At 64.9% G+C, this 23,823-nt stretch carries 20 protein-coding genes; 14 read left to right on the top strand and 6 right to left on the bottom strand.

The window, feature by feature from the left end:
• Positions 1–131: 131 nt before the first annotated feature.
• Together SBP01_RS09960 and holA are read left to right on the top strand one after the other, a co-directional pair.
• On the top strand, positions 132–1,979 hold the full coding sequence (locus tag SBP01_RS09960) for a ComEC/Rec2 family competence protein (RefSeq protein WP_320535680.1): 1,848 nt from the start codon (positions 132–134) through the stop codon (positions 1,977–1,979).
• The gene (holA, locus tag SBP01_RS09955; protein WP_320535679.1) at positions 1,913–2,929 is read left to right on the top strand and encodes a DNA polymerase III subunit delta; all 1,017 of its coding nucleotides are present in this window, start codon (positions 1,913–1,915) and stop codon (positions 2,927–2,929) included. Before SBP01_RS09960 ends, holA begins: the two co-directional genes overlap by 67 nt.
• A gap of 216 nt (positions 2,930–3,145) precedes the next feature.
• On the opposite strand, the gene rpsT is transcribed toward holA, so the two are convergent.
• Entirely contained in the window at positions 3,146–3,406 is a 261-nt protein-coding gene (gene rpsT / locus SBP01_RS09950) for a 30S ribosomal protein S20 (protein WP_011692086.1), read from the bottom strand.
• Positions 3,407–3,576: 170 nt separating this feature from the next.
• Complete coding sequence (locus SBP01_RS09945) at positions 3,577–4,113, bottom strand: type II toxin-antitoxin system PemK/MazF family toxin (protein WP_320535678.1); 537 nt, start codon at positions 4,111–4,113, stop codon at positions 3,577–3,579.
• Between the two features lie 179 nt (positions 4,114–4,292).
• Here SBP01_RS09945 and lepA point away from each other — a divergent pair, with 179 nt between their 5' ends.
• Together lepA and hemW are read left to right on the top strand one after the other, a co-directional pair.
• Entirely contained in the window at positions 4,293–6,149 is a 1,857-nt protein-coding gene (gene lepA / locus SBP01_RS09940) for a translation elongation factor 4 (RefSeq protein WP_320535677.1), read from the top strand.
• A 25-nt stretch (positions 6,150–6,174) separates the two neighbouring features.
• On the top strand, positions 6,175–7,404 hold the full coding sequence (hemW, locus tag SBP01_RS09935) for a radical SAM family heme chaperone HemW (protein ID WP_275214272.1): 1,230 nt from the start codon (positions 6,175–6,177) through the stop codon (positions 7,402–7,404).
• A gap of 72 nt (positions 7,405–7,476) precedes the next feature.
• On the opposite strand, the gene SBP01_RS09930 is transcribed toward hemW, so the two are convergent.
• Positions 7,477–7,887: a DUF4870 domain-containing protein gene (locus SBP01_RS09930; protein WP_255768960.1), complete on the bottom strand. Its 411-nt coding sequence runs from the start codon at positions 7,885–7,887 to the stop codon at positions 7,477–7,479.
• 162 nt (positions 7,888–8,049) lie between these two features.
• Positions 8,050–8,898, bottom strand: coding sequence for a DUF3097 domain-containing protein (locus tag SBP01_RS09925; RefSeq protein ID WP_320535676.1), 849 nt, complete (start codon positions 8,896–8,898; stop codon positions 8,050–8,052).
• A 171-nt stretch (positions 8,899–9,069) separates the two neighbouring features.
• Here SBP01_RS09925 and hrcA point away from each other — a divergent pair, with 171 nt between their 5' ends.
• The 3 genes from hrcA (at position 9,070) to SBP01_RS09910 (ending at position 12,072) form a co-directional block, all read left to right on the top strand.
• Entirely contained in the window at positions 9,070–10,083 is a 1,014-nt protein-coding gene (hrcA, locus tag SBP01_RS09920; RefSeq protein ID WP_275214274.1) for a heat-inducible transcriptional repressor HrcA, read from the top strand.
• Between the two features lie 73 nt (positions 10,084–10,156).
• Positions 10,157–11,284: a molecular chaperone DnaJ gene (dnaJ, locus tag SBP01_RS09915; RefSeq protein WP_320535675.1), complete on the top strand. Its 1,128-nt coding sequence runs from the start codon at positions 10,157–10,159 to the stop codon at positions 11,282–11,284.
• A gap of 2 nt (positions 11,285–11,286) precedes the next feature.
• Positions 11,287–12,072 carry a 16S rRNA (uracil(1498)-N(3))-methyltransferase gene (locus SBP01_RS09910; protein WP_320535674.1) on the top strand — a complete coding sequence of 262 codons (786 nt, stop codon included), beginning with the start codon at positions 11,287–11,289 and terminating at the stop codon, positions 12,070–12,072.
• Positions 12,073–12,098: 26 nt separating this feature from the next.
• Here SBP01_RS09910 and SBP01_RS09905 read toward each other — a convergent pair whose 3' ends face one another.
• A complete protein-coding gene (locus SBP01_RS09905; RefSeq protein ID WP_414004213.1) occupies positions 12,099–13,052 on the bottom strand; it encodes a GerMN domain-containing protein in 954 nt (317 codons plus the stop codon).
• Between the two features lie 371 nt (positions 13,053–13,423).
• On the opposite strand from SBP01_RS09905, the gene SBP01_RS09900 reads away from it, so the two are divergent.
• The 5 genes from SBP01_RS09900 (at position 13,424) to SBP01_RS09880 (ending at position 18,924) form a co-directional block, all read left to right on the top strand.
• Positions 13,424–14,509, top strand: coding sequence for a PhoH family protein (locus SBP01_RS09900; RefSeq protein WP_320535673.1), 1,086 nt, complete (start codon positions 13,424–13,426; stop codon positions 14,507–14,509).
• Positions 14,506–14,979 carry an rRNA maturation RNase YbeY gene (gene ybeY / locus SBP01_RS09895; protein ID WP_275214278.1) on the top strand — a complete coding sequence of 158 codons (474 nt, stop codon included), beginning with the start codon at positions 14,506–14,508 and terminating at the stop codon, positions 14,977–14,979. The genes SBP01_RS09900 and ybeY overlap by 4 nt, the downstream gene beginning before the upstream one ends.
• Positions 14,976–16,307 carry a hemolysin family protein gene (locus tag SBP01_RS09890; protein ID WP_320535672.1) on the top strand — a complete coding sequence of 444 codons (1,332 nt, stop codon included), beginning with the start codon at positions 14,976–14,978 and terminating at the stop codon, positions 16,305–16,307. The genes ybeY and SBP01_RS09890 overlap by 4 nt, the downstream gene beginning before the upstream one ends.
• Positions 16,291–17,265: a GTPase Era gene (gene era, locus SBP01_RS09885; RefSeq protein WP_275214280.1), complete on the top strand. Its 975-nt coding sequence runs from the start codon at positions 16,291–16,293 to the stop codon at positions 17,263–17,265. The genes SBP01_RS09890 and era overlap by 17 nt, the downstream gene beginning before the upstream one ends.
• 96 nt (positions 17,266–17,361) lie before the next feature.
• Complete coding sequence (locus SBP01_RS09880; RefSeq protein ID WP_275214281.1) at positions 17,362–18,924, top strand: LCP family protein; 1,563 nt, start codon at positions 17,362–17,364, stop codon at positions 18,922–18,924.
• Between the two features lie 110 nt (positions 18,925–19,034).
• On the opposite strand, the gene SBP01_RS09875 is transcribed toward SBP01_RS09880, so the two are convergent.
• On the bottom strand, positions 19,035–20,987 hold the full coding sequence (locus tag SBP01_RS09875) for a M13 family metallopeptidase (RefSeq protein WP_320535671.1): 1,953 nt from the start codon (positions 20,985–20,987) through the stop codon (positions 19,035–19,037).
• 256 nt (positions 20,988–21,243) lie between these two features.
• Between SBP01_RS09875 and leuA the strand changes: the two genes are divergently transcribed.
• Both leuA and recO read left to right on the top strand, forming a co-directional pair.
• On the top strand, positions 21,244–22,986 hold the full coding sequence (gene leuA / locus SBP01_RS09870) for a 2-isopropylmalate synthase (RefSeq protein ID WP_320535670.1): 1,743 nt from the start codon (positions 21,244–21,246) through the stop codon (positions 22,984–22,986).
• A gap of 84 nt (positions 22,987–23,070) precedes the next feature.
• Positions 23,071–23,823, top strand: coding sequence for a DNA repair protein RecO (gene recO, locus SBP01_RS09865; protein WP_275214284.1), 753 nt, complete (start codon positions 23,071–23,073; stop codon positions 23,821–23,823).

Genomic DNA, 23,823 nt, shown 5'->3' with positions numbered 1-23,823 from the left:
GCGCCGGCAGGAACAGTGCCGGACCGACCAGTACCCGTCTGAACCGCGCCGGTAGTCAGCCACCATCACAGGGACCTTCAGGGCGAAAGCGCTCGGTGCAACCGCCTGTGATGCGGCGGGGGAGTGCGGCGTTGGCCGCCCACCTCCGGAAGAAACTGCAGGGCCGGGAACAGGAGACCACGCCGGCCCAGAAGCCCCGCCGGCGCACGGACGTCAGGCTGGGACTGCCGGCGCTGCTTGTTTGGGGTGCCGCGGTAGCGGGTGCCTGGCTGAGCCCTGTGCTGCTGGCATTGTTGTGCAGCGGCTTGCTGGTCCTGGCAACCGCTCTGCTGGCCCGGTCATTTCGCGGCGGGAAGCCGCGGGCCACCCGCAGGAGCTTCCTCACCACGACGTCCGTGGCGTTGGTCCTGGCCGCGGCCGCGGCGGCGCATTCCGCCGTCTCGTCCTCGCAGCGGCACGACGGACCCTTCGCGGAAGCGGCGGCCGCCGGGAAGTCCGTGGTGGCCGTTCTGGAAATTGCCGGTCCCGCGCGGGCCCTGACGCTCCCGGGACAGGCGGGTACACCGGAACGGTGGTCGGTGGCCGCCCGGACCGAGGAGGTCACGGTCGGCGGCACTGTCATTCGTACCCGGGCGGAGCTCCTGGTGATGGGCGCCCGCGGGTGGGACAACGTCGTCCCGGGCCAACTGGTCCGTGCCGCCGGAAAGCTGAGGCCACCGGAGCCGGGCCAGCAGGAAGCAGCCATCCTCTCCGCGTCGATGGCGCCCGCGGCTTCGGGAGCTGTCGGCGCCGATGCCGCCCTGGCCGGGGAGGTGCTGGCCAAGCAGTTGAGGGGTAGGTACGTCGCCGCGTCCTCGTTCCTGGCCGCCGATGCCCGCGGACTTCTGCCCGGCATGGTCACCGGTGACACCTCGGCCTTGGACGAAGGGCTCAGCGCGGCCATGAAGACGGTGGGCATGACCCATCTGACGGCAGTAAGCGGGGCGAACTGCAGCCTCGTCCTGGGCGCCCTCCTGATGGCGGCCCGGAGCCTGAGGGTACCCAGGGTCCCTGCGGCCGGCCTCGCGCTGGCTGGCCTGGGTATGTTTGTTGTGCTCGTTGGCCCTGACGCCAGCGTCCTGCGGGCGGCCCTGATGGGTTCCATCGCGTTGGCCTCACTTGCCGGTGGGCGTGTGGGGCGGGGACTCAGCTACCTCTGCCTGGCTGTGATGGGCCTGCTGCTGGCCGATCCCGGCCTGGCCACCAGCTTCGGCTTTCTGCTTTCGGTGCTCGCGACGCTGGGGATCATTGTCCTCGGACTACGGATCATGGACTGGACTCCGGCGGTGGTTCCCCGTTGGGCAGCGGCGGCCCTTGCGGTGCCGCTGTCAGCGCAGCTGCTGTGCGGCCCGGTCATCGTCCTGCTGCAGCCACAGTTTTCGACGTACGCCCTGCCGGCGAACATGGTGGCCGCGCCGTTGGTGGCGCCGGTGACGCTGCTGGGAACGGCCGCTGTGCCATTGGTGGCTTGGGCACCTTGGCTGGCTACAGCGCTGATCGCAGTCGCCGGCACATTCAGTGCCGGTGTGGCCGGCACCGCCCGGACGGCCGCGGGCCTGCCCGGATCAGTCCTTCCTTGGCCGGAAGGCGGGTTCGGTCTCCTGACGATGGTGCTGTTCTCCGTTTTGACCCTCGCCGCACTTTGGGGAGCTGCCCGCCCGCGTGAGGCATTGCGCATGGTCCTGGGGCTCCATGCCCGGACGGTCGGCATGCTGAACGCGGCGGACAACCGGTTTCAAGCCCTCAGCGTGCTTTACTGGCGTCCATCCGGCTCCCTGAGGAACAGGAGCCGGTTCGGAGGTGGCGGCTTGGAGGCGCGGGTTGGCCGTGGCAGGCTTAGACACTGCACCAGAATTTCCGGGAGGAATCCACCATGGCCGCAGCCCAAGCCGCCCGAACCAAATCAGCGCCGTCCAATGTGGCCTCCTGGCGGGACGTAAGCCCCGCTGGAGTCGTCCTGGTGGGTGGGCCCGAAGAATATCTCGGGATCCGCGCCATGGACCACATCCGGGCACAGGTACGGACCGCGTTTCCCGATGTTGAGGTCAGCCGCCTGGCTGCCGGCAGCTATGAGGCGGGCACCCTCGCCATGAACGTGAGCCCGTCGCTCTTTGGCGAACACAAACTCATCGAGGTGGAGGGTGTTGAGGGCATGAACGACGCCTTCCTCGCTGATGCCCTGGCATACCTGTCCCGTCCTGAACCTGACGCGGTTCTCGTGCTCAGGCACGCCGGGGGAGTCCGCGGCAAGAAACTCCTTGACGCCGTCAAGGCCGGCGGCTGGCCGGTGGTTGACTGCCAGCCACTGAAGAAGGATGCGGACAAGGCAGCCTTCGTAGCCGCAGAATTCCGGGCTGCGGGACGGAAGATTACCTCCGATGCAGTGCAGACCCTGGTCAATGCCGTGGGAGCCAACCTGTCGGAGCTGGCCGCAGCCTGCAGCCAGCTGATCGCAGATGCCACGGGTGCGGTGACTCCGGAGCTGGTGGACCGCTATTACGGCGGCAGGATCGAAGCCACGGCCTTCAAAGTGGCCGACGCCGCGATGGCGGGTAACGGCCCGCTCGCCCTGTCCACCCTGCGGCACGCCCTGGCCACCGGGGCTGATCCCGTGCCGCTGGTTGCCGCGCTGGCAGCCAAGCTGCGGACACTGGCCAAAGTGGCCGGGGCCCAGGGCTCGTCCGCTCAGATAGCCAGGGAGCTGGGCATGCAGCCCTGGCTGGTGGAGCAGGCCCAGCGGGATGTCCGCCGCTGGACCCCGGAGGGGCTGGTCCGCGCCATCCAGGCGACGGCAGAGGCCGACGCGCAGGTGAAAGGCCTGTCCCGGGATCCGGTCTATGCGGTTGAACACGCGGTGACCGTCATCGCCACGTCAGCGCAGCGGCACTGATACCCGGGTCACTGATACGAGCGTCACTGATACGGCGGAGACTGACACGTGCCGGCACTACCCGCGCTGTTGCTGCCCGATGCTGTCACCGGCTCATGTTCCGGAGCGATGTCAGGTGTTCCTGGAGCGATGTCAGGCCCGGCGACCCCTTAAAGAGTTGAGGCCGGCCCCCAATGGGGGCCGGCCTCAATCATCAGTTCTGACGAACTGGAAACCTTACAGTGCGTTGACCTTCTTGGAGATCGCCGACTTGCGGTTCGCTGCGTTGTTCTTGTGCAGAACACCCTTGCTGACAGCCTTGTCCAGCTTGCGGCTGGCAGCAACCAGGGCAGCAGCAGCTGCATCCTTGTCGGTGGACTCAACGGCGGTGTTGACAGCGCGGATGGCCGTCTTCAGCTCAGACTTGACTGCGTTGTTGCGCAGGCGTGCCTTCTCGTTGGTGAGGATGCGCTTCTTCTGGGACTTGATATTAGCCACGTGTGAACTCTCTTTTTAATGCGGAAATGGTCTAGAGGGCTTTCAGATTGGCCATTGACTGAGCGGCGTGGGGATACCTATGGCGGCCAACCATCAGTGGCCGTCGACCTGCACGGACACACAGCTATAAAGAATAGCAGACGCACCGGAAGGCTGACTATTCCGTCGCGCTAGTTCCAGCCGTGTCGCCGGCGCAGGCCTGCAGCCACCTCATCGAAGGGCTTGCGCCCGAGCACGGCACCCTCGCGCCGGATGCTGTCCGGGGCCAACTGCAGGATCCGCCCGAGGTTCGCTTCACTGGGCCGCCGCTGCCGGTCCCAGGCGCCGGCGCCGATGTCCACATAGTCGTCGGCGCGGCGACTGTCCTGGTCGTGGTCCTTGCTGGTGAGCATGACGCCGAGCAGGTACCGGCCGCTCTTCCCGACCAGCAGCACCGGGCGGTCCTTCCCCCGCGAGTGGTCCTCCTCGAAGGGCACCCAGGACCAGACAATCTCGCCCGGATCGGGGCTGCCGTCGGGGCGGGGAGCGTAGCGGATGGTTGCGGCGCCGGTGAAGTCCCCCGGGTAGCCGGCAACCGCCGGCGCCGTCTTACGGCCGGCCTTCGGTTCAGTTTTTACCGCAGGCCCGGCAGCGCCGGACCCCAGTTTCTGCAGCACCCTGACGGAGGCCCGGACGGCGTTGGCCAGAGAGCGGAAGTTTATAGGCATGGGGAAAACACTATCGTTGCCCCGTGGAGCGGCCGCAGTTTGCCGAACAATGCAATGCGCGGCGTCCGGACGTGGGACACTGGAGGTTCAAAATATGCGGTCAGGCCGCAGGGTGCCCTTGGTGCGTCCTGCCGGATCGCCGAAAAGCCATCAGTGAATGCCAACAGTAAGGACCCTGCGTGTCTCCCATGGCCCGCACCGCCCCGGTGCCCGCCGCGACAGATCCGGCCATCATTCGGAATTTCTGCATCATCGCGCACATTGACCACGGTAAGTCCACCCTGGCCGACCGGATGCTGCAGTTGACCGGGGTGGTTCAGCCGCGCGATATGAAGGCCCAGTACCTGGATCGCATGGACATCGAACGTGAACGCGGCATCACCATCAAATCCCAGGCCGTTCGTATGCCCTGGGAACTCGATGGCAAGAGCTATGCCCTGAACATGATCGACACTCCCGGCCACGTGGACTTCACGTATGAGGTCTCCCGCTCGCTGGCAGCCTGCGAAGGCGCAGTCCTGCTCGTGGATGCGGCCCAGGGCATTGAAGCGCAGACGCTCGCCAACCTGTACTTGGCGATGGAGAACAACCTCACCATCATTCCGGTGCTGAACAAGATCGACCTGCCGGCCGCCCAGCCAGAGAAGTACGCGGCGGAGCTCGCCAGCCTGATCGGTGGCGAGCCTCAAGACGTCCTCCGTGTGTCGGGAAAGACCGGCATGGGCGTCGAGGTGCTGCTGGACAAGATTGTCCGCGACCTGCCGGCGCCCGTGGGCGACCCCAACGCTCCTGCGCGGGCCATGATTTTCGATTCGGTCTACGACACGTACCGCGGCGTTGTTACCTACGTCCGCGTGGTGGACGGCATGCTGCATCCCCGTGAGCGCATCCAGATGATGTCCACCCGGGCCACGCACGAACTCCTCGAGATCGGCGTGAGCTCGCCGGAACCCACCCCGTCCAAGGGCCTGGGCGTCGGCGAGGTCGGTTACCTCATCACCGGGGTTAAGGATGTGCGCCTGTCCAAGGTTGGCGATACCGTCACCAACCTTGCCAAGCCGGCCGCTGACTCCCTCCCCGGCTACGCCGACGCCAAGCCCATGGTGTTCTCCGGCCTGTACCCGCTGGACGGCACTGACTACCCGGTGCTCCGCGACGCGCTCGAGAAGCTGATGCTCAACGACGCCGCACTGGTGTACGAGCCCGAGACGTCGGCCGCGCTGGGCTTTGGCTTCCGTGTCGGTTTCCTGGGCCTGCTCCACCTGGAAATCACGCGTGAGCGGCTCGAACGCGAGTACAACCTGGACCTCATCTCCACCGCTCCCAACGTGGAGTACGAGGTCACGCTGGAGGACAAGAAAGTGGTCCACGTGACCAACCCCAGCGAGTACCCTTCCGGCAAGATCGCGGAGGTCCGCGAGCCGATGGTGTCCGCCACCATCCTGGCGCCCAACGAATTCGTGGGCGCCATCATGGAACTTTGCCAGAGCCGGCGCGGTGTGATGGGCGGCATGGACTACCTCTCCGAGGACCGGGTGGAAATCCGATATCGCCTGCCCCTGGCCGAAATTGTCTTTGACTTCTTCGACATCCTCAAATCCAAGACCCGCGGCTACGGCTCGCTGGACTGGAAGGCCGACGGCGACCAAGTGGCCGATCTGGTCAAGGTTGACATCATGCTCCAAGGGGAACAGGTGGATGCGTTCTCCGCGATTACGCACCGCGACAAGGCATACGCCTACGGCGTGATGATGACCACCAAGCTGCGCGAACTCATTCCCCGCCAGCAGTTCGAGGTGCCCATCCAGGCCGCAATCGGCTCACGGATCATCGCCCGTGAAAGCATCCGCGCCATCCGCAAGGATGTGCTCGCCAAGTGCTACGGCGGCGATATTTCACGTAAGCGCAAGCTGCTGGAGAAGCAAAAAGAAGGTAAGAAACGGATGAAGATGGTGGGTACGGTGGAGGTGCCGCAGGAAGCGTTCATCGCTGCACTCACCACCGACGAATCAAAGGACAAGGCCAAAAAGAAGTGACCACCGCTCAGTGGGGGACCCGCTGATGCCTAGCGTTCTTCCCCTTGGTGACCCGGCGCCGTCGGACGGTCTGCTGCCTGACCAGGCAGCAGACGGTGCAGGGCGGCGGGCTTTCGGACTGTATGTGCACATCCCGTTCTGCGCTGTCCGGTGCGGGTACTGCGATTTCAACACCTACACCGCCACCGAACTGGGCGGCGGAGCCTCGCAGGACGCCTATGCGGACACGGCGATCTCCGAAGTCCGGCTTGGAGCACGGGTCCTCACCGAATCCGGCCTCCCGGCCCGCCCCATGAGCACAGTGTTCTTCGGCGGCGGAACCCCCACCCTGCTCCCGGCCGATGACCTCGCGCGGATCCTGGGCGCCGCCGTCGAAGAATGGGGTCTGGAGGACGGTGCTGAAGTCACCACCGAAGCGAACCCCGATTCCGTCACCCCGGAATCCCTGGCGGTCCTGAAAAACGCAGGCTTCACCCGGGTCTCCTTCGGCATGCAGTCAGCCGTCCCGCACGTTCTTAAGGTCCTGGACCGCACGCACACTCCCAGTAGGGTGCCCCAGGTGGTGCAGTGGGCCCGCGAGGCCGGATTGGCCGTAAGCCTGGACCTGATCTACGGAACGCCGGGCGAATCCCTGGACGACTGGCGTTTCTCCCTGGAGACGGCCCTGTCCTACGAGCCGGACCACATCAGTGCCTACGCGCTGATCGTGGAGGACGGCACCAAACTGGCCGCCCAGATCCGCCGGGGCGACGTCCCGGGCATCGACGACGACGACCACGCCGACAAGTACGAACTCGCTGATCAACTCATCGGCGAAGCAGGCCTCAGCTGGTATGAGGTCAGCAACTGGTCGCGGACGCCGGAGCAGGCCTGCCGCCACAATCTCGCCTATTGGCGCGGAGATGACTGGTGGGGCATCGGCCCGGGAGCGCACTCGCATGTGGGCGGCGTGCGCTGGTGGAACGTCAAGCACCCCACCGCCTACGCCGGGCGGCTTGCCCAGGGGCTCTCGCCGGCGGCGGGCAGGGAAACGCTCGACGCCGAAACGCGGGAAATGGAGCGCGTCATGCTGGAGGCGCGGCTCGTTTCGGGGCTCGCCATCGCAACGTTGGGGGAGTCGGGACGCCGCGCCGTGGCCGGGCTCATGGCCGAGGGCCTCGTTGACGCGCCGGCCGCCATCAGGGGAACGCTCGTGCTGACCCTGAAGGGCCGCCTCCTGGCGGACGCAGTGGTCCGCAGGATCCTGCCCGACTAGCCTGGCCAAATCAACGCGGGGTCACTTCCGGCCCGATGCGATTATCGGGCGCGAAGTGACCTCGCGTTGCAGTTACTTGATCCAGCGCAGGTTGTACTGGTAACGGTGCGGCTGGCCCTTGTTGACATGGATGCCGGCGGACACCGAGAAGCAGGTCAGTGCAATCCAGATGAGGGTGGCGATGACGGCAAAAATGTTGCCCACCACCGGAATAAAGACCAAAAGATTGGCCACCAGCGCCGCGATGGTGGGCGGCAGGCTGAAGTTCAGCGCTTCCTTGGATTCCTGTGCGGTGAACGGTCCGCGTTCACGGAAGATCAGGTAGATCAGCAGGGACGGTACACAACCGAGGATCCCGCCAAAGTGTGCCAGTGTGGCCCATTGCCGGTCCTCGCTGGCAGTGAGGGGCAACGCGTTTGCGGGGACGCCCTGGTACTCGGAACGGCCTTGGTCGTCCCGGTGCTCGCGTGCGTTTTGTGCCACGGTTTCATCCTTCGAAAGTGCAATCGTGCTGATGTGGAGAATGCCGGGCTGATGCAGGAACAGCCTCCGCACTACCAAGAATACTTGTTGTGCCGCCAAATGCTGCCGTCGTCCGCAGGGGCCAGGGCCGGAACAGCCCGGCAGCGGGCGAGGCGCCAGGGGTCACGGCGCCGTCAGGAAGTCGATGACCTCCTCCACCCGCCCGAGCAGCGACGCTTCCAAGTCCGCGTAACTGCGGACCGCGCCCAGCAGTTTTTGCCAGCCCAGGCCGATGTCTTCCTTCGTGGCGTGCGGCCAGCCAAATGCCGCAAGGATGCCGGTTTTCCAATCCTGACCGCGGGGTACCACCGGCCACTGTTCAATGCCCAGCACCGCAGGGCGGATCGCCTGCCACACGTCAACGTAGGGGTGCCCGACAATCAGCACGTTCCCGGCGGCACCCTTCGACGCCATCACCCCGGCGGCGATACGCCACTCTTTGGAGTCCGGTACCAGGTGATCCACCAGGATCCCCAGCCGCCGGTTGGGCCCGGGACCGAATTCGGCCACCGCCCCCGCGAGGTCATCGATGCCGTGCAAAGGCTCGACGACGATGCCCTCCACCCGCAGATCGTCACCCCACACTTTTTCCACGAGTTCGGCGTCGTGCTTTCCCTCCACCCAGATCCTGCTTGCCTTGGCCACCTGGGCACGCTGGCCCGCCACGCTGACCGAGCCGGACGCCGTGCGTCCAGCCGGCACGGCCGCGTTCTGCCTGGGCGCCGGGGGCATCAGCCTGATGGGCTGGCCTTCGAGGAGGAAGCCGAAGCCCAGCTTGAAGGACCGCGATTTGCCGCGCCGGTCTTCAAGGGCAACCACGTGCATGCCGCCGGACTTCTCCACCCGGGTCACCGCTCCGACCCAGCCGGACTGGGCGTCTTCGATGACCATGCCGCGCTCCACTGGCACTTCGGGGAGTTCGCTCCGGACCGGCGCGGCAATCTCCTGAGGACCCCAGTTCTGGTACTGCATGGATTCATTCCACCTTGCGCTAGATCGTGCCGCCGAATGTTCGCCCGGAGCGGTACCAATGCTAACAACGGGGCGAGTCATATTAGACTGTTAGCACTTAGGCATGTCGAGTGCTAACGAACCGCGACCAATACCTAAGCAGTGAACGGCAATCCTGGATGGAGGTGGAGTGTGAGCGAGCCGCGCAAACTGGAAGTACTGCGGGCCATCGTGGAGGACTACGTGCACTCCCGGGAGCCTGTTGGTTCCAAGGCCCTGGTTGAGCGCCACCACCTCGGCGTGTCCAGCGCCACCATCCGGAACGACATGGCCGCCCTGGAAGATGAGGGCCTGATTACCGCTCCGCACACCAGTGCGGGCCGGATCCCCACGGACAAGGGCTACCGGCTGTTTGTGGACCAGATCTCGGCCGTCAAACCTCTGTCCCCGGCGGAGAAGAAGGCCATCCAGTCGCTGCTGGAGGGTGCGGATGACTTGGATGACGTCCTGGACAGGACAGTCAGGCTGCTTTCCCAGCTGACCAACCAGGTGGCAGTGGTGCAGTACCCGCACCTGAGCCGGGCCACCATCCGCCACATCGAATTTGTCCTTCTGGCACCACGCCAGGTCCTCCTGGTGCTGATCGCCACCACCGGCAAGGTGGAACAGCGTGTAATCGACGTCGGCCAGGACCTCGGCGAGGATGCCATCGCCGCTTTGCGGACACACTTCCTCGGTTCGCTGGCCGGAACACCGCTGAGCCGGCTGGCCCAGTCCCTGCCTGGCGTGGTGTCCTCCGTCGCCCCGGGCCAGCGGGCAGCTGCCCAGGCGCTGGCCCATGGACTGGAGACGCTCGCCCACAGCAGCAGGGAGGACCGCATGGTGATGGCCGGCACCGCGAACCTTGCCCGGTCCAATGTGGATTTTCCGCTCAGCATCGGTCCTGTCCTGGAAGCACTGGAGGAACAGGTAGTCCTGCTCCGCCTGCTCAGCGACATGGCGCAGGACCCGCGCGGCGTGACCGTGAGCATAGGCCGGGAAAACCCGTACGACGGGCTCGCCGAAGCTTCCGTGGTGGCCACCGCCTACGGACCGGACAGCACCGCCAAGGTTGGTGTCCTGGGGCCCACCCGGATGGACTATCCCACCACCATGGCCGCAGTGCGGGCAGTAGCCCGTTATCTGTCAAGAATTCTGGGCCCTTAACAGCCGGCCCAGGCACGAAGAGCAGTGCCGGCAGCACCGCCGCCGGCAGTACAACAGGGAAGAGATACGAACTTTGAGCAGCCACTACGACGTCCTCGGGGTCTCGCCGGAAGCCACCGGAGAAGAGATCAAGAAGGCCTACCGCAAGCTGGCCCGCACCCTTCACCCGGACGTTAACCCCGGGGACGATGCGTCGGACCGCTTCAAGGCCGTCACCCACGCCTACGAGGTCCTTTCGGACCCCCAGAAGCGCCGTGTATATGACACCACCGGCAACGAAAACGGTACTGACAACGGCTTCGGCGGCGGGTCCTACGCCGGCCAGGGGTTCGCGTTCCAGGACATCTTCGATACGTTCTTCGGTGCGGGCGGGTCCTCGGGTCCCGCCTCCCGGGTCCGCCGCGGCCAGGACGCGCTGATCAGTGTCCGGATCGAACTGCGCGACGCCGTTTTCGGCGTCAACCGCAAGCTCGAAGTGGATACCGCCGTCACCTGCCCCACCTGTAACGGTTCGTGCTGCCGTGAGGGCAGCCACCCTGAACGCTGCGATATCTGCGGTGGCAGCGGCCAGGTCCAGCGGGCCGTGCGCTCCATCCTGGGCCAGGTCATGACGGCCGCCCCCTGCGGCACCTGCGAGGGCTTCGGAACCGTCATTAAGGACCCCTGCAATGAGTGCAACGGCCAGGGCCGCATCCGCAGCCGCCGGTCACTCACCATCAAAGTGCCTGCCGGCGTGGCAACAGGCACCCGGATCCAGCTTTCCGGTCAGGGCGAGGCCGGACCTGCCGGCGGACCTGCCGGTGACCTCTACGTTGAAATCCGGGTCAACAACGATCCCACCTTTGTCCGCGACGGCGATGACCTGCACGCGACTTTGCACATCCCCATGACCGCGGCCGCCCTGGGCACGGAAGTGTCCCTGGAAACCTTCGACGGGCTGCAGGAAATCGACGTCAAAGCCGGCACCCAGTCCGGTGAGGTCATCACGCTGCGCGGACTGGGCGTAACGCATCTTCGTGGCTACGGCCGCGGTGACCTGTTGGTCCACCTGCAGGTGGAGACGCCTTCGAAGCTCGACCAGGCGCAGGAGGACCTGCTGCGTCAGCTCGCCAAGCTGCGGGGTGAGCAGTTCACTGAAGGCAAGCTGACGGCCAGCGGCGGAGTCTTCGCCAAGCTGCGGGACCGGTTCGGTAACCTCTAGCAGTGAGTAACCCAGTCTTCTTCAGCGGCGCCGGGTCGCTGGACCAGCTGGTGCCGGGGGCCCGGTTCACCCTTCAAGGCCCTGAAGCGCGCCATGCGGTTACAGTCAAGCGACTGGCGCCGGGGGAGTCCGTGGACATTGCCGACGGTGCAGGCAGGCGACTTACTGGAACGGTTGTTTCCACCTCGCCGTCGGAACTCACCGTTGAATGCACCAAGCTGGCCATGGAGGACCTGCCGGGCATCCGGCTGGTCCTGGTCCAGGCACTGGCCAAAGGTGACCGCGATGAACTCGCCATCGAAACGGCCACTGAACTGGGCATCGACGCCGTTGTTCCCTGGCAGTCGGAACGTTCAATTGTCCGTTGGAAGGGTGAGCGCGCGGCGAAAGCCCACGCCAAATGGCAGTCTGTCGTCACGGCCGCCGCCAAACAGGCCCGCCGGGCCTGGATCCCGGAGGTGCGCGCCGTCGTCGAGACCCCGGGCCTGGTTGCCGCCGTGGCCGCAGCGGACCTTGCCGTGATCCTGCACGAAGACGCCGTCCGTCCGCTGCGATCGGTGCTGGAGGCCTGGCAGGCAGGACTGCCCGCGGGCCAGGGTCCCCGGGAAATTCTGCTCATCGTTGGTCCGGAGGGTGGGATCAGTCCCCGGGAAGTCACCAGGCTCTGCGATGTGGGTGCCGTGACGGCGCTCCTGGGCAACCACGTCCTGAGATCCTCCACGGCCGGACCCGCCGCGGTTGTGCTTGCGAGCGACGTGCTGGGCCGCCTGAATGCCCCGACGTCCTGAACTGACTGGCCCGCCTGAACCAACCGCTACTTGACGTTGAACTTTCGTGTGTCCACGTTCAGTTCCTGGCCGCTGCTGCCATCCGCCTGCCACACGCGGAGCTCGTAGGTTCCCGGCGGGAGACTGAGCGAAAGCGTGAAGAGCCCGGACTGCGCCGAATCAGCCCCGGCTGTTGTCTCACCGGTCAGGTACGCCGACTTGTCGGCGTTCCCCGCGGACCGCAGGATCTGCCACCTCAGCTTGCCCCCCGGCACCGTGCTGCGGCCCGTAATCTTCACACTGCCGGTAGGAACTTCGGTGCCTTCCTGGGGATCGATGATCCACACGGGCGCCACCATGCCGGCCGCCCGGGACATCGGGGCACCCAACCTGACATGGTTGAAGGCCACATAATCAGTATGGCTGTCTACCAGGACCCGCACCTGAATCTGCTGACCCGAATCGATGAGCCCGGAACTGGCCGCAGCCGCAGTTGCGGTGAAGATCAACTGCTGGATGGCACGAACTGCCATGTCGGCGTCGAGATTGCTGTTGAAGGCATCCGCCGAGACATCAACGGTAATGACATTCTTTCCCGAGATTGACGTTGCCAGCTCAGTGGGGCTCTGCCAGGGAGTGAAGTAATCCGGGTCGAGGGGCTTTTCGGACATCATGGCGCGCAGTGCACGGGTGACCGGGTTTTCCTGCTCCGGGACATCCCGGAACTCCCGGTAAAGATAGACGCTGCCGTTACTGCGGCCAATCCAATACACGGGCGCTTTGTTGGACGACTGGGTGGTTTCCAGGGGTGCGCTCGTAGAGGCCGCTCCAGGTGAGCCGGTGGCGGCCGCGGTGGAGTTCGCCGTCAGGGTGGGCTGGGGGCCGGGATCTGCAATACAGCCGGTCAGGAGAAGGAGGGCCGGAAAAAGGACCAGGACAGCCCGCGTGCGCAACGGCCGCACGGCATGCTCCGCCGTGCGGGTGTCGGGTGTTTCCGGCACTCTGATAGCCCGTGTCCTTCCTGGCTGCGAATGATGGGGCAGGGCCCCGGTAAGCCGGTCCCCGGACGGCTGGACTTCAAGCATGGCATAGCGAGGCCGCCGGAAAGGGCCCAAAACTCCTCCCTGTCCCAACTGCAACGGGAACGATATGCGGCTGATATGAAGTTGATATCTAACACCGCCGGCGATCGGGCAGCCGGGTCCCTGGAAACGCCTGTTACATGGCGTCCCGGGTCGCCGCCGCCAGTGCCCTGCTGGCGTAAGATGGAAGGAAACGCTGGCTCCGGCGTGCTCGGCAACAGGCCGCTCACGCAGCAACCGGCGGTACCAAGTCCGAACCGGAGGAGATCACGGGCCCGCGGGCCAGCACCATGACTGAATCAACGAACGGAAAGCGCAGGCTGAACACTGAGCGCGCCGCCGGGGAATTTCCCCATTCACTTCCCGGTGTCCGGACGGAGGTGGTGCTCTTTGACAACTCCGATCAGATGGTCCAGTCTCTCGGCAGTCATGATGAGGCCCTGCGGTACATCGAAGAAAAGTTCCCGGCGGTAAACTTCCACGTCCGCGGAAACGAACTTTCCATCAGCGGTCCGGCGGACGAGGTTCCCCGCATCATGCGCCTGCTCCATGAAGTGCGCGGCCTTGTGGCCCGGGGAACCGTTATCAGCCCCGCAGTACTGCAGCAGCTCGTGGCGTTGCTCCGCAGCCAGTCCCTGCAGAACCCTGTTGACGTCCTCACCCATGACATCCTGTCCAGCCGGGGAAAGACCATCCGGCCCAAGACGCTGAACCAGAAGAACTATGTTGACGCCATCGATGCCAACACCGTGATCTTCGGCATCGGCCCCGCCGGGACAGGAAAAACCTTCCTGGCCATGGCGAAGGCGGTCCAGGCGCTGCAGCAGAAGGAAGTCAGCCGCATCATCCTGACGAGGCCGGCGGTCGAAGCCGGTGAACGTCTGGGGTTCCTGCCCGGCACCCTCAGTGACAAGATCGATCCCTACCTGCGTCCGCTTTATGATGCGCTCCACGACATGATGGACCCCGAATCGATTCCGCGCCTCATGGCCGCCGGGACCATCGAAGTTGCCCCGCTTGCCTATATGCGCGGGCGGACCCTGAACGACGCGTTCATCATCCTTGACGAGGCACAAAACACCACCCCGGAACAGATGAAGATGTTCCTGACCCGGCTGGGCTTCGGCTCAAAGATGGTCGTCACCGGCGACGTCACCCAGGTGGACCTTCCGTTCGGGACGCGTTCGGGGCTGCGCATCGTGGAGGAAATCCTGCAGGGCATTGAGGACGTCAACTTCTCCGTGCTGGATTCCACTGACGTGGTCCGTCACCGCCTGGTGGGGGACATCGTTCGGGCCTACAGCATCTGGGACAATGTCCAGCGGAACAAAGTCAAACACTCGGTAAGCCGTGAGAAGCGGACGGAACGCGCATGAGCATCGAAGTGAATAACGAATCCGGCATCGAAGTTGACGAAGCGGAGCTCGTGGCCCTGTCCCGGTACGTTTTTGAACAGCTGTACATTCACCCCCAGGCGGAACTGTCCATCCTGCTGGTGGATGAACCGGCCATGGAAAAACTGCACATCGAACTCATGGACGAGCCCGGCTCGACGGACGTTCTCTCGGTACCCATGGACGAGCTCACGCCAGGTACCCCGGACCGGCCCACCCCGCAGGGGATGCTCGGCGACATTGCCGTATGCCCCCAGGTAGCGCAGGTGCAGGCCGCCAACGCCGGGCACGGACTGCAGGACGAGATGCTGCTCCTGACCACGCATGGCATTCTCCACCTGCTGGGCTATGACCACGCCGAGCCGGAGGAGAAGGAGGAAATGTTTGGCCTCCAGCGCCAGCTGCTCTCCGGGTTCACGGGCAAAGACGCACCCGCCGAGACCACGCAGTGACGCCCCTGCTCCTTGTTGGCATGGCCCTGGTTTTTCTTAGCACCGCCGCCTTACTTACTGCTGCCGACGCCGCGTTCACTTTCCTTCCCCGGCATGACGCCGAGGAGGCGCTCGTCAAGAGCAAGGGCAACGCCATGCGGCGCATCCTGGCCCAGCCGGTGGCGCATATCAGGGCTTTGCGGTTTTGGCGGATCTGGTTCGAGATGGCGTCCGCCGTGGCCGTCGCCGTGCTCCTGCACAGCCTCCTGGACAACGTCTGGCTGGCAGGCCTGGCCGCCACGGGCATCATGGCGCTGCTGGGGTTTGTCATCGTCGGGGTCTCGCCGCGCCAGATCGGCAGGCTGCATTCGGGCGCCGTGGTCCGGTACACGGCGCCCCTGATCCGGTTCCTCACCTGGATCCTCGGCCCGATCCCGAGGTGGCTCGTGGCGATCGGCAGCGCTGCGGCACCGGGTGCGCCGGCGGGAGACGATGCGTTCTTCAGTGAGCAGGAGTTCCGCGAACTTGTGGACCGGGCTTCCGAGTCGGACATGATCGAAGACAACGAAGCGGAAATGATCCAGTCCGTCTTTGATTTCGGCGATACGCTGGTGCGCGCCGTTATGGTCCCCAGGACAGACATCCTCAGCATCGACGCCGGTTCGAGCCTTCGCCGGGCAATGTCGCTGTTCCTGCGGTCCGGCTACTCGCGCATCCCCGTCATCAGCGACGACACCGACCATATCCTCGGAATCGTCTACCTCAAGGACGTGGCCGCCACGCTGCACGAGCTGGGACCTGATGACGAACCGCCGCCGGTTGAAGCGCTGGCCCGTGAAGTCAGGTACGTCCCGGAGTCCAAACCGGTGAGCGAGCTGCTGCGGGAGCTGCAGAAGGAATCCACCCACGTGGCCATCGTCATCGACGAATACGGTGGCACGGCCGGCCTGGTGACACTCGAGGACCTCATCGAGGAAATCGTCGGGGAAATTGTGGACGAATACGACACCGAAAGCGCTGAAGCCGTGGCCCTCGGCGGCGGCGCCTACCGCGTCAGCGCACGCATGAGCATTGACGACCTCGGTGAACTGTTCGACATCGAGCTCGATGATGACGAAGTGGACACCGTGGGCGGCCTCCTGGCCAAGGCCCTGGGCCGGGTGCCGATCGTTGGCAGCCACGTGGAGGTGGACGGCATCTCGCTGCGCGCAGAACGGCTGGAAGGCCGGCGCAACCGGGTCAGCCACATCATTGCAGCTGCTGTTCCAAAGATAGACACTGACCTTGAAGACCTCTTTGACGAGGCGAACGCAACCCAGCAGGGAGTTCCACGTGAGCAAGAAAAATAACCGGCCGGCCGGCCACGGCTCTGACACACCGGACTACGGCGGTTACCGGGCCGGGTTTTCGGTCCTGGTAGGACGGCCCAACGCGGGGAAATCCACCCTGACGAACGCCCTGGTGGGGCAAAAGGTCGCCATCACCTCCGCGAAGCCGCAAACCACGCGGCATACCATCAGGGGCATCGTCCACCGGGAGGACGCCCAACTGGTCCTCGTCGACACTCCGGGGCTGCACCGTCCCCGCACCCTGCTGGGCAAGCGGCTCAACGACCTGGTGGCTGACACCCTGGCGGAAGTCGACGCGATCGGCTTCTGCCTCCCCGCCAACGAGAAAATCGGCCCCGGCGACAAATACATCGCTGCCCAGCTGGCACAGCTCGGCAGCAAGCCCCTCATTGCCATTGTGACCAAGGCAGACCTGGTGGACCGGCAGGCCCTCACCGAGCAGCTGCTCGCCGTAGCCGCGTTGGGCCGGGAGGTTCTGGGCGAAGACGGCTGGAAGGACATCGTTCCGGTCTCCGCTGCCGACGGCTTCCAAGTGAGCACCCTCACGGATGTACTCATCAGCCATATGCCGCCGTCGCCTCCGCTATACCCCGACGGGCACCTGACGGACGAACCGGAAGCCGTGATGATCGCCGAACTCATCCGGGAGGCGGCCTTGGAAGGCGTCCGCGACGAGTTGCCGCACTCCCTGGCCGTCGTCGTCGATGAAATAGTCCCGCGTGAAGGCCGGCCGGAGGATCGGCCCTTCCTGGATGTCCGGGTCAATCTCTACGTGGAGCGCCCTTCCCAGAAAGCCATCATCATCGGCAAGGGCGGCGCCAGGCTCCGCGAGGTGGGCACCAATGCCCGCAAGGCCATTGAGGCGCTGCTGGGCGCCCGCATCTACCTGGACCTCCACGTGAAGGTCGCCAAGGACTGGCAGCGGGACCCTAAACAGCTGGTCAAGCTGGGTTTCTGACCCAGCGGCGCGCCCTGCCCCGGCCGGTCAACGGGAAGTTCCCAGAAATGGCAACTAAAATAGACCGGATTCAAATATTCGAGGAAGGTACACCACATGGGGCAAAGCCGCGACAATCGCGAGTCCGGAGCTGACGTGTCTGCCGGCGGTCCGGTATCCCGGCACGCGGACGCCAGCGCCGTCGGCGTAGCCCGGCACCTCGGGGGACAGCGGCGCATGCCCGCATGGTTGAAGGTGACCACTGCCGTCCTGACAATTGCCTTGCTCGGCGGCCTCGGCTTCGCCGGTTACTGGTACTTCCGCCTCCAGTCGAACATCACCACCGCACCGCTCAGTGCGGGGGACGACACCGCCGGCACGGGCAGCGATTCAACGGGCAGGTTGCAGATTCTGATCCTGGGCTCTGATACCCGGGACGGCAAGAACGCCGATTATGGCTCGGTGGAAGACTCCAAGGGTTACGGCAAGTCCGATGTCATGATGCTGATGGACATCTCCGCCGATAACAAACGCGTTAGCGTCATCAGTTTCCCGCGGGACCTGTTGGTGGACATTCCGCAGTGCACCGACCAGAAGACAAAACTGTCCTATCCCGCCCTCAGCGGCGTGATGATCAACGAGGCAATGTCACTCGCCGGCATCGGCTGTGCCGTGGACACAGTCAACAAACTGACCGGCCTGAAGGTGGACCATTTCATGATGGCTGACTTCAACGCGGTCAAGGAACTCTCCAACACCGTGGGCGGTGTGGACGTCTGCATCAGCGACGCCGTCTACGACCCGGACTCACACCTCCGGCTCCCGGCCGGAACCTCGTCCGTGCAGGGGGAAATGGCACTCGCGTTCCTGCGCACCCGGCACGCCTTTGCCGACGGCGGGGACCTGGGGCGAATCAAGGCCCAACAGGGATTCCTGTCATCCCTCACCCGGAAAATCAAAGACGACGGCACCCTGTCCAACCCGGCGAAAATGCTGACCATCGCGGACACCGTCACCCAGAACCTCACCGTGGACGAAGGTCTCGCCTCCGTGCCGTCGCTACTCACCATAGGCAACCGGCTCAAGGACATCGACATCAGCAAGGTGGCTTTTGTGGCAGTACCCACGACGCCGGCTGTTTCAGATCCCAACCGGCTCCAGATCGCCGAACCGGCAGGTTCCCAGCTGTTCAAGGCGCTCCGGGACGACGTGGACCTCACAAACCCCACGGCACCGCCGGCAACAACCACGCCCTCCGCGGCGCCAACAGAAACCGCGCCGCCCGTTCCGTCGTACAACAAGGCCATCCAGCCCGTCACCGTTGCCAACGGCAGCGGCGTGCCGGGCCGCGCCCAGGAAATAGTGCAGGCACTCGTGGCCGGCGGCTTCACACAGACAGGTCAGTTTGCCGCGACGCCGGTGACGCAAAGCGCGGTGTACTACGGGACCGGCTTTGAGGACGTTGCCGCTGATGTGGCCGCCCTGCTGGGCATTCCGGCCGCCCAGGTTCAGTCCGCTCCCGGTGTGGCCGGAGTGCAGGCCTATCTCGGCACCGACTTCACCACTGGCGTCACCTACGGGGCCGGCGGCGGCCCGGTGGCCCTGCCGGAAGACATCGTCAATCAGACCGCCGGTGACAAGAGTTGCCAACAGGCAAATCCCTACCTGATCGTCCGCTGACGCGGGTGCACTCAAAGAGGACCCGGGTGCAGTAAAAGAGGCGGGGCCACCGGCCCCGCCTCTTTTGTGCGCTGCGTTCTCTTCGGCGGCCTATCGGGCTGCGGTGGGAACTACCAGATGCTGACGCGCGCTTCCGGGGCCATCCACATGCCGTCCACTTCGGTCACGTCGAAAGCCTCATGGAAAGCATCGAGGTTTTTGGCGATGGCGTTGGTCCGGAACTCGTTGGGGGAGTGGGGATCCGTGGCGAGCCTGCGGATGGCTTCCTCGGGACGAATGACTTGGCGCCAGCCTGCTGCCCAGGACGCGAAGAAGCGCTGCTGCCCGGTCAGCCCGTCCAGGACCTCAGGCTCCTGGCCGTCGAGGCTCAGGAGGTAGGCCTTGTACCCGATGGTCAGGCCGCCAAGGTCGCCAATGTTTTCGCCCAGCGTCAGTTTGCCGTTGACGTTGTGCCCCGGGGCGGCATACGGGGACAGGGCGTCGAACTGGGCCACCAGTTTCGCCGTGCGCTCTTCAAATGCCTTGCGGTCATCCTCGGACCACCAATTCCGCAACGCCCCGCTGCCGTCGAACTGCGAGCCCTGGTCATCAAAACCGTGGCCGATCTCGTGACCGATCACTGCACCGATCCCACCGTAGTTCACAGCGTCGTCAGCGTCGGCCGTAAAGAACGGCGGCTGCAGGATGGCTGCGGGGAAGACGATTTCGTTGAGCATCGGGTGGTAGTAAGCGTTCACCGTTTGCGGGGTCATGAGCCATTTATCGTGGTCCACCGGCTTGCCGACCTCATCAAGGTGACGGTCGACGTCGGCATTATGGGCCCGCTCCACGTTGCCGAGGAGATCGGCGGGATCGATTTCCACTGCCGAGTAATCGATCCACTTATCCGGGTAGCCGATCTTGGCCCGGAACGCACCCAATTTCCGGAGTGCCTCGGCTTTGGTGTCCTCGCCCATCCAGTCCAGCCCGGTGATGCTCTGCCGGTAGGCCTCGATCAGATTGGCCACGAGGGTCTGCATCCGTGCCTTATGCGACTCGGGGAAATGCTTGGACACATAGATCTGGCCCACGGCTTCCCCAAGGGCGGCCTCCACGACGGCCACAGCACGCTTCCAGCGGTCCTTGTTACGGGGCGTACCACTGATGGTTGTCCCGTAGAAGGCAAAGTTGGCGTCCACGAACTCCGCGGAAAGGTACGGTGCGGCGGCGTTGATGACGCGCAGCGCCAGCCATTCCTGCCACACAGGCAGCGGCTCGGACTCCAGCAGGGCCGCCGCCCCACTGAAGAAGTCAGGAGTGCTCACCACAATCTCGGCCCGTTTGTCGGCGTCGATGCGGGCGGCCTCGAACCACGTGCCCAGGAGCGGGAACAGTGCGGCTGCCTCCTCGGAGGACTTCAGGTTGTAGGTCTTCTGCGGGTCCCGAAGCGTGACGTTGTCCCAGTGGTGGGAAGCGAGGCTGGTTTCGAGGGCAACCACGCGACCCGCGGCCTGTTCGGCGTCTTCCACCCCGGCCAGGGCAAACATGTTCCGGACATACGCCTGGTAGGCCGCAACCATGCGCGCGAACTTCTCTTCACGGTAGTACGACTCATCGGGCAAGCCCAGGCCGCCCTGCCCGGTGTAGAGCAGCACGCGGTCCGGATTCCCGGCATCCGGCGCAGGGTAGATGTAGAAGAGCCCCGATACGTCGGAGCGGAAGAGTCTTCCGGCCAGCGCCATGAGGCCCGCCACGGACGTGGTGGCAAAGACGTCGCCGAGCCGGGCGCGGATGGGATCCATGCCCTTGGCCTCCACCGTGGCCTCGTCCATGAAACTGTTGTACAGGTCGCCGACTTTCCGCTCTATGCCGCTGGCGGCCGCCCCTTTGGCGGCTGCTTCCCCGATGATGTCCCGGACTGCGATTTCCGCGCCGTCACGCAGTGCCGTGAACGTTCCCTCCAGGGGCCTGTCATCAGGAATTTCGGTGGCTTTGAGCCACGTCCCGTTGACGTGCTGGTACAGGTCATCCTGCGGCCGGACGGTGTGGTCAATGTTGGACAGATCGATCCCCGAGATGGGCACAGAGGCTCCTTTGTGTGGCGTGCCCCAGCTGGCGCTTGCACCGGCTGCGGCGTCTGCATGGTGGACGTTGCTGGAGGTGGTGCTCCTTCATCTTACGCACGCGTGTTACTCTCAAATGGTGCGCGCAGACCTGCTTCTTCTTAGCTGCCGCGGCGAGGCCTCAGACGCGATCTAGCTCAAGGCCCACCCTCGTCGCGGAGATTGTGTTGCCCGGCCACCCTTTCAGATTTGAACCACAGAAAAGGCCCCGATAGTAATGCAAAACGCACAGAAGCCCTCCGGAATGCCCGCCCACCGGTACCTGCCATTCCAGGACCAGATCACCGTCGAACTGCCTGACCGCACCTGGCCGGACAAAGTCATCACCAAGGCCCCGCGCTGGTGCGCTGTGGACCTGCGTGACGGCAACCAGGCCCTGATTGATCCCATGAGTCCGGCCCGCAAGATGAAGATGTTCGACCTGTTGGTCCGGATGGGCTACAAGGAGATCGAGGTGGGGTTCCCGTCCGCCTCGCAGACCGACTTCGACTTTGTCCGGCAGCTCATCGAGGGAAACCACATTCCCGATGACGTGACCATCCAGGTCCTGACCCAGGCACGCGAGCAGCTGATCGAGCGCACCTACGAGTCACTGGTGGGAGCCAAGCAGGCCATTGTGCACCTCTACAACTCCACCTCAGTCCTGCAGCGCCGCGTGGTGTTCAACCAGGACGAGGACGGAATCCTGGACATTGCCCTGCAGGGCGCCCGGCTGTGCAAGAAGTACGAGGAAACCCTCGTTGACACGCACATCACCTATGAGTACTCGCCGGAATCCTTCACGGGAACGGAACTTGAGTATGCCGCCCGGGTCTGCAACGCCATAGCGGATGTGTTCGAAGCCTCCGCAGACCGCCAGGTCATCATTAACCTGCCTGCCACGGTGGAAATGGCCACCCCGAACGTTTACGCGGATTCCATCGAGTGGATGCACCGGCACCTGCACCCCCGCGAGGGCATCATTCTTTCCCTGCACCCGCACAATGACCGGGGCACCGGTGTGGCCGCGGCCGAGCTGGGTTACCTCGCCGGCGCGGACCGGATCGAGGGCTGCCTGTTCGGCAACGGCGAGCGGACCGGCAACGTGGACCTGGTCACGCTGGGACTGAACATGTTTGTGCAGGGCATCGATCCGATGATCGACTTCTCCAACATCGATGAAATCCGCCGCACCGTCGAATACTGCAACCAGCTGCCGGTGGCCGAACGCACCCCTTATGGCGGCGACCTCGTCTTCACGGCGTTTTCCGGCTCGCACCAGGACGCCATCAAGAAGGGTTTCGAGGCCCTGGAGCGGGACGCGGCCGCCGCAGGCAAGGACGTTGCCGACTTCACCTGGGCCGTCCCGTACCTCCCCGTTGATCCCAAGGACCTGGGCCGCAGCTACGAAGCCGTCATCCGCGTGAATTCACAATCCGGCAAGGGCGGCGTGGCGTACCTGCTCAAGAACGAACACAGCCTGGACCTGCCGCGCCGTGCCCAGATCGAGTTCTCCGGCGTCATCCAGAAGCGGACGGACACCGTGGGCGGTGAAGTCACCGGTGCCCAGCTCTGGCAGATCTTCCAGGACGAGTACCTGCCGTCCGGCCAGCCGGACGGCCAGTGGGGACGTTATTCGCTGGGCTCCTTCAGCACGGAAACCAATGACGACGGCGGCCTGACCACCCTGCACGCCAACCTCACCGTGGACGGTGCCCAGGTCCGCCGCACCGGGACCGGAAACGGCCCCATCGCGGCGCTGCTGAGCATCCTGCACGACGACGGCGTGGACGTGCGGGTTCTGGACTACAGCGAACACGCACTCTCGGAAGGCGGCAACGCCAGCGCTGCCGCCTACGTTGAATGCGCAGTGGGGGAGCGGGTCCTGTGGGGTGTCGGCATGGACGCCAACACCAGCACCTCCTCGTTGAAGGCCGTCATTTCCGCAGTCAACCGGGCCATCCGGGATTCGCGCGCCTGATCCGGAAGTAGCGTTGCGCGCCGAACTTCGGCGCGCAACGCACCGGCATTGCCGGCTTTCCGGAACACAGTGCGAAGATTAACCGTGGTCCAACAATCCTTTGCTGCGCGGTCCTACCGCGATGATGCCGTGGTGCTGCGTACCCACAAGCTGGGCGAGGCTGACCGCATCATCACCCTCCTGACGAAGCACCACGGCCAGGTCCGGGCGGTTGCCAAGGGCGTGCGGCGGACCAGCAGCAAGTTTGGGGCCAGGCTGGAGCCGTTTATGGTTGCGGACCTGCAGCTGGTCTCGGGAAAAACGCTGGACATTGTCACGCAGGCTGTTGCCAAAGGCTCTTACGGTGGCGAGATTGCCGCGGATTACGGACGCTATACGGTTGCTGCGGCCATGACCGAGACAGCCGAGAAACTGACTGACGTCGACGGTGAAGCCGGCACGGCCCAATACAACCTGTTGGTGGGGGCACTGGCGTCGCTCAGCCGCGGAGACCATGCGCCGGGGCTGATTCTGGATTCGTACCTGTTGCGGGCCCTCGCAACCGGCGGGTGGGCGCCGAGCTTTACGGTCTGCGCCCGCTGCGGCGCGCCTGGACCGCACAACGCTTTTTCGGCTCCGCTCGGCGGCATGGTCTGCGCTGACTGCCGGCCGCCCGGATCGCCCGCGCCTGCAGCCGAGACCGTCTCGCTGCTCGGTGCCCTTCTCACCGGTGACTGGACCACCGCGGACGGTTCGGCCGTACCGCACCGGCGCGAAGCTGCCGGGCTGGTTGCTGCCTACCTGCAATGGCACCTTGAGCGTGTCCTAAAATCCCTCAAACATGTGGAGCGTGGCTGA

Origin of the sequence: Pseudarthrobacter sp. IC2-21, assembly GCF_034048115.1 — a bacterium.
Classification (GTDB): Bacteria; Actinomycetota; Actinomycetes; order Actinomycetales; family Micrococcaceae; genus Arthrobacter; species Arthrobacter naphthalenicus.
The sequence above is the reverse complement of the archived record's forward strand: the minus strand, read 5'-3'. Positions and strand labels throughout refer to the sequence as shown.

What these genes read in the sequence shown, in the direction of transcription:
- SBP01_RS09880 (WP_275214281.1), top strand. Translation starts at nt 17,362, where the DNA reads ATGGGGCAAAGCCGCGACAATCGCGAGTCCGGAGCTGACGTGTCTGCC.
- SBP01_RS09900 (WP_320535673.1), top strand. Translation starts at nt 13,424, where the DNA reads ATGACTGAATCAACGAACGGAAAGCGCAGGCTGAACACTGAGCGCGCC.
- holA (WP_320535679.1), top strand. Translation starts at nt 1,913, where the DNA reads ATGGCCGCAGCCCAAGCCGCCCGAACCAAATCAGCGCCGTCCAATGTG.
- ybeY (WP_275214278.1), top strand. Translation starts at nt 14,506, where the DNA reads ATGAGCATCGAAGTGAATAACGAATCCGGCATCGAAGTTGACGAAGCG.
- SBP01_RS09925 (WP_320535676.1), bottom strand. Translation starts at nt 8,898, where the DNA reads ATGCAGTACCAGAACTGGGGTCCTCAGGAGATTGCCGCGCCGGTCCGG.
- leuA (WP_320535670.1), top strand. Translation starts at nt 21,244, where the DNA reads ATGCAAAACGCACAGAAGCCCTCCGGAATGCCCGCCCACCGGTACCTG.
- SBP01_RS09945 (WP_320535678.1), bottom strand. Translation starts at nt 4,113, where the DNA reads ATGCCTATAAACTTCCGCTCTCTGGCCAACGCCGTCCGGGCCTCCGTC.
- hemW (WP_275214272.1), top strand. Translation starts at nt 6,175, where the DNA reads ATGCCTAGCGTTCTTCCCCTTGGTGACCCGGCGCCGTCGGACGGTCTG.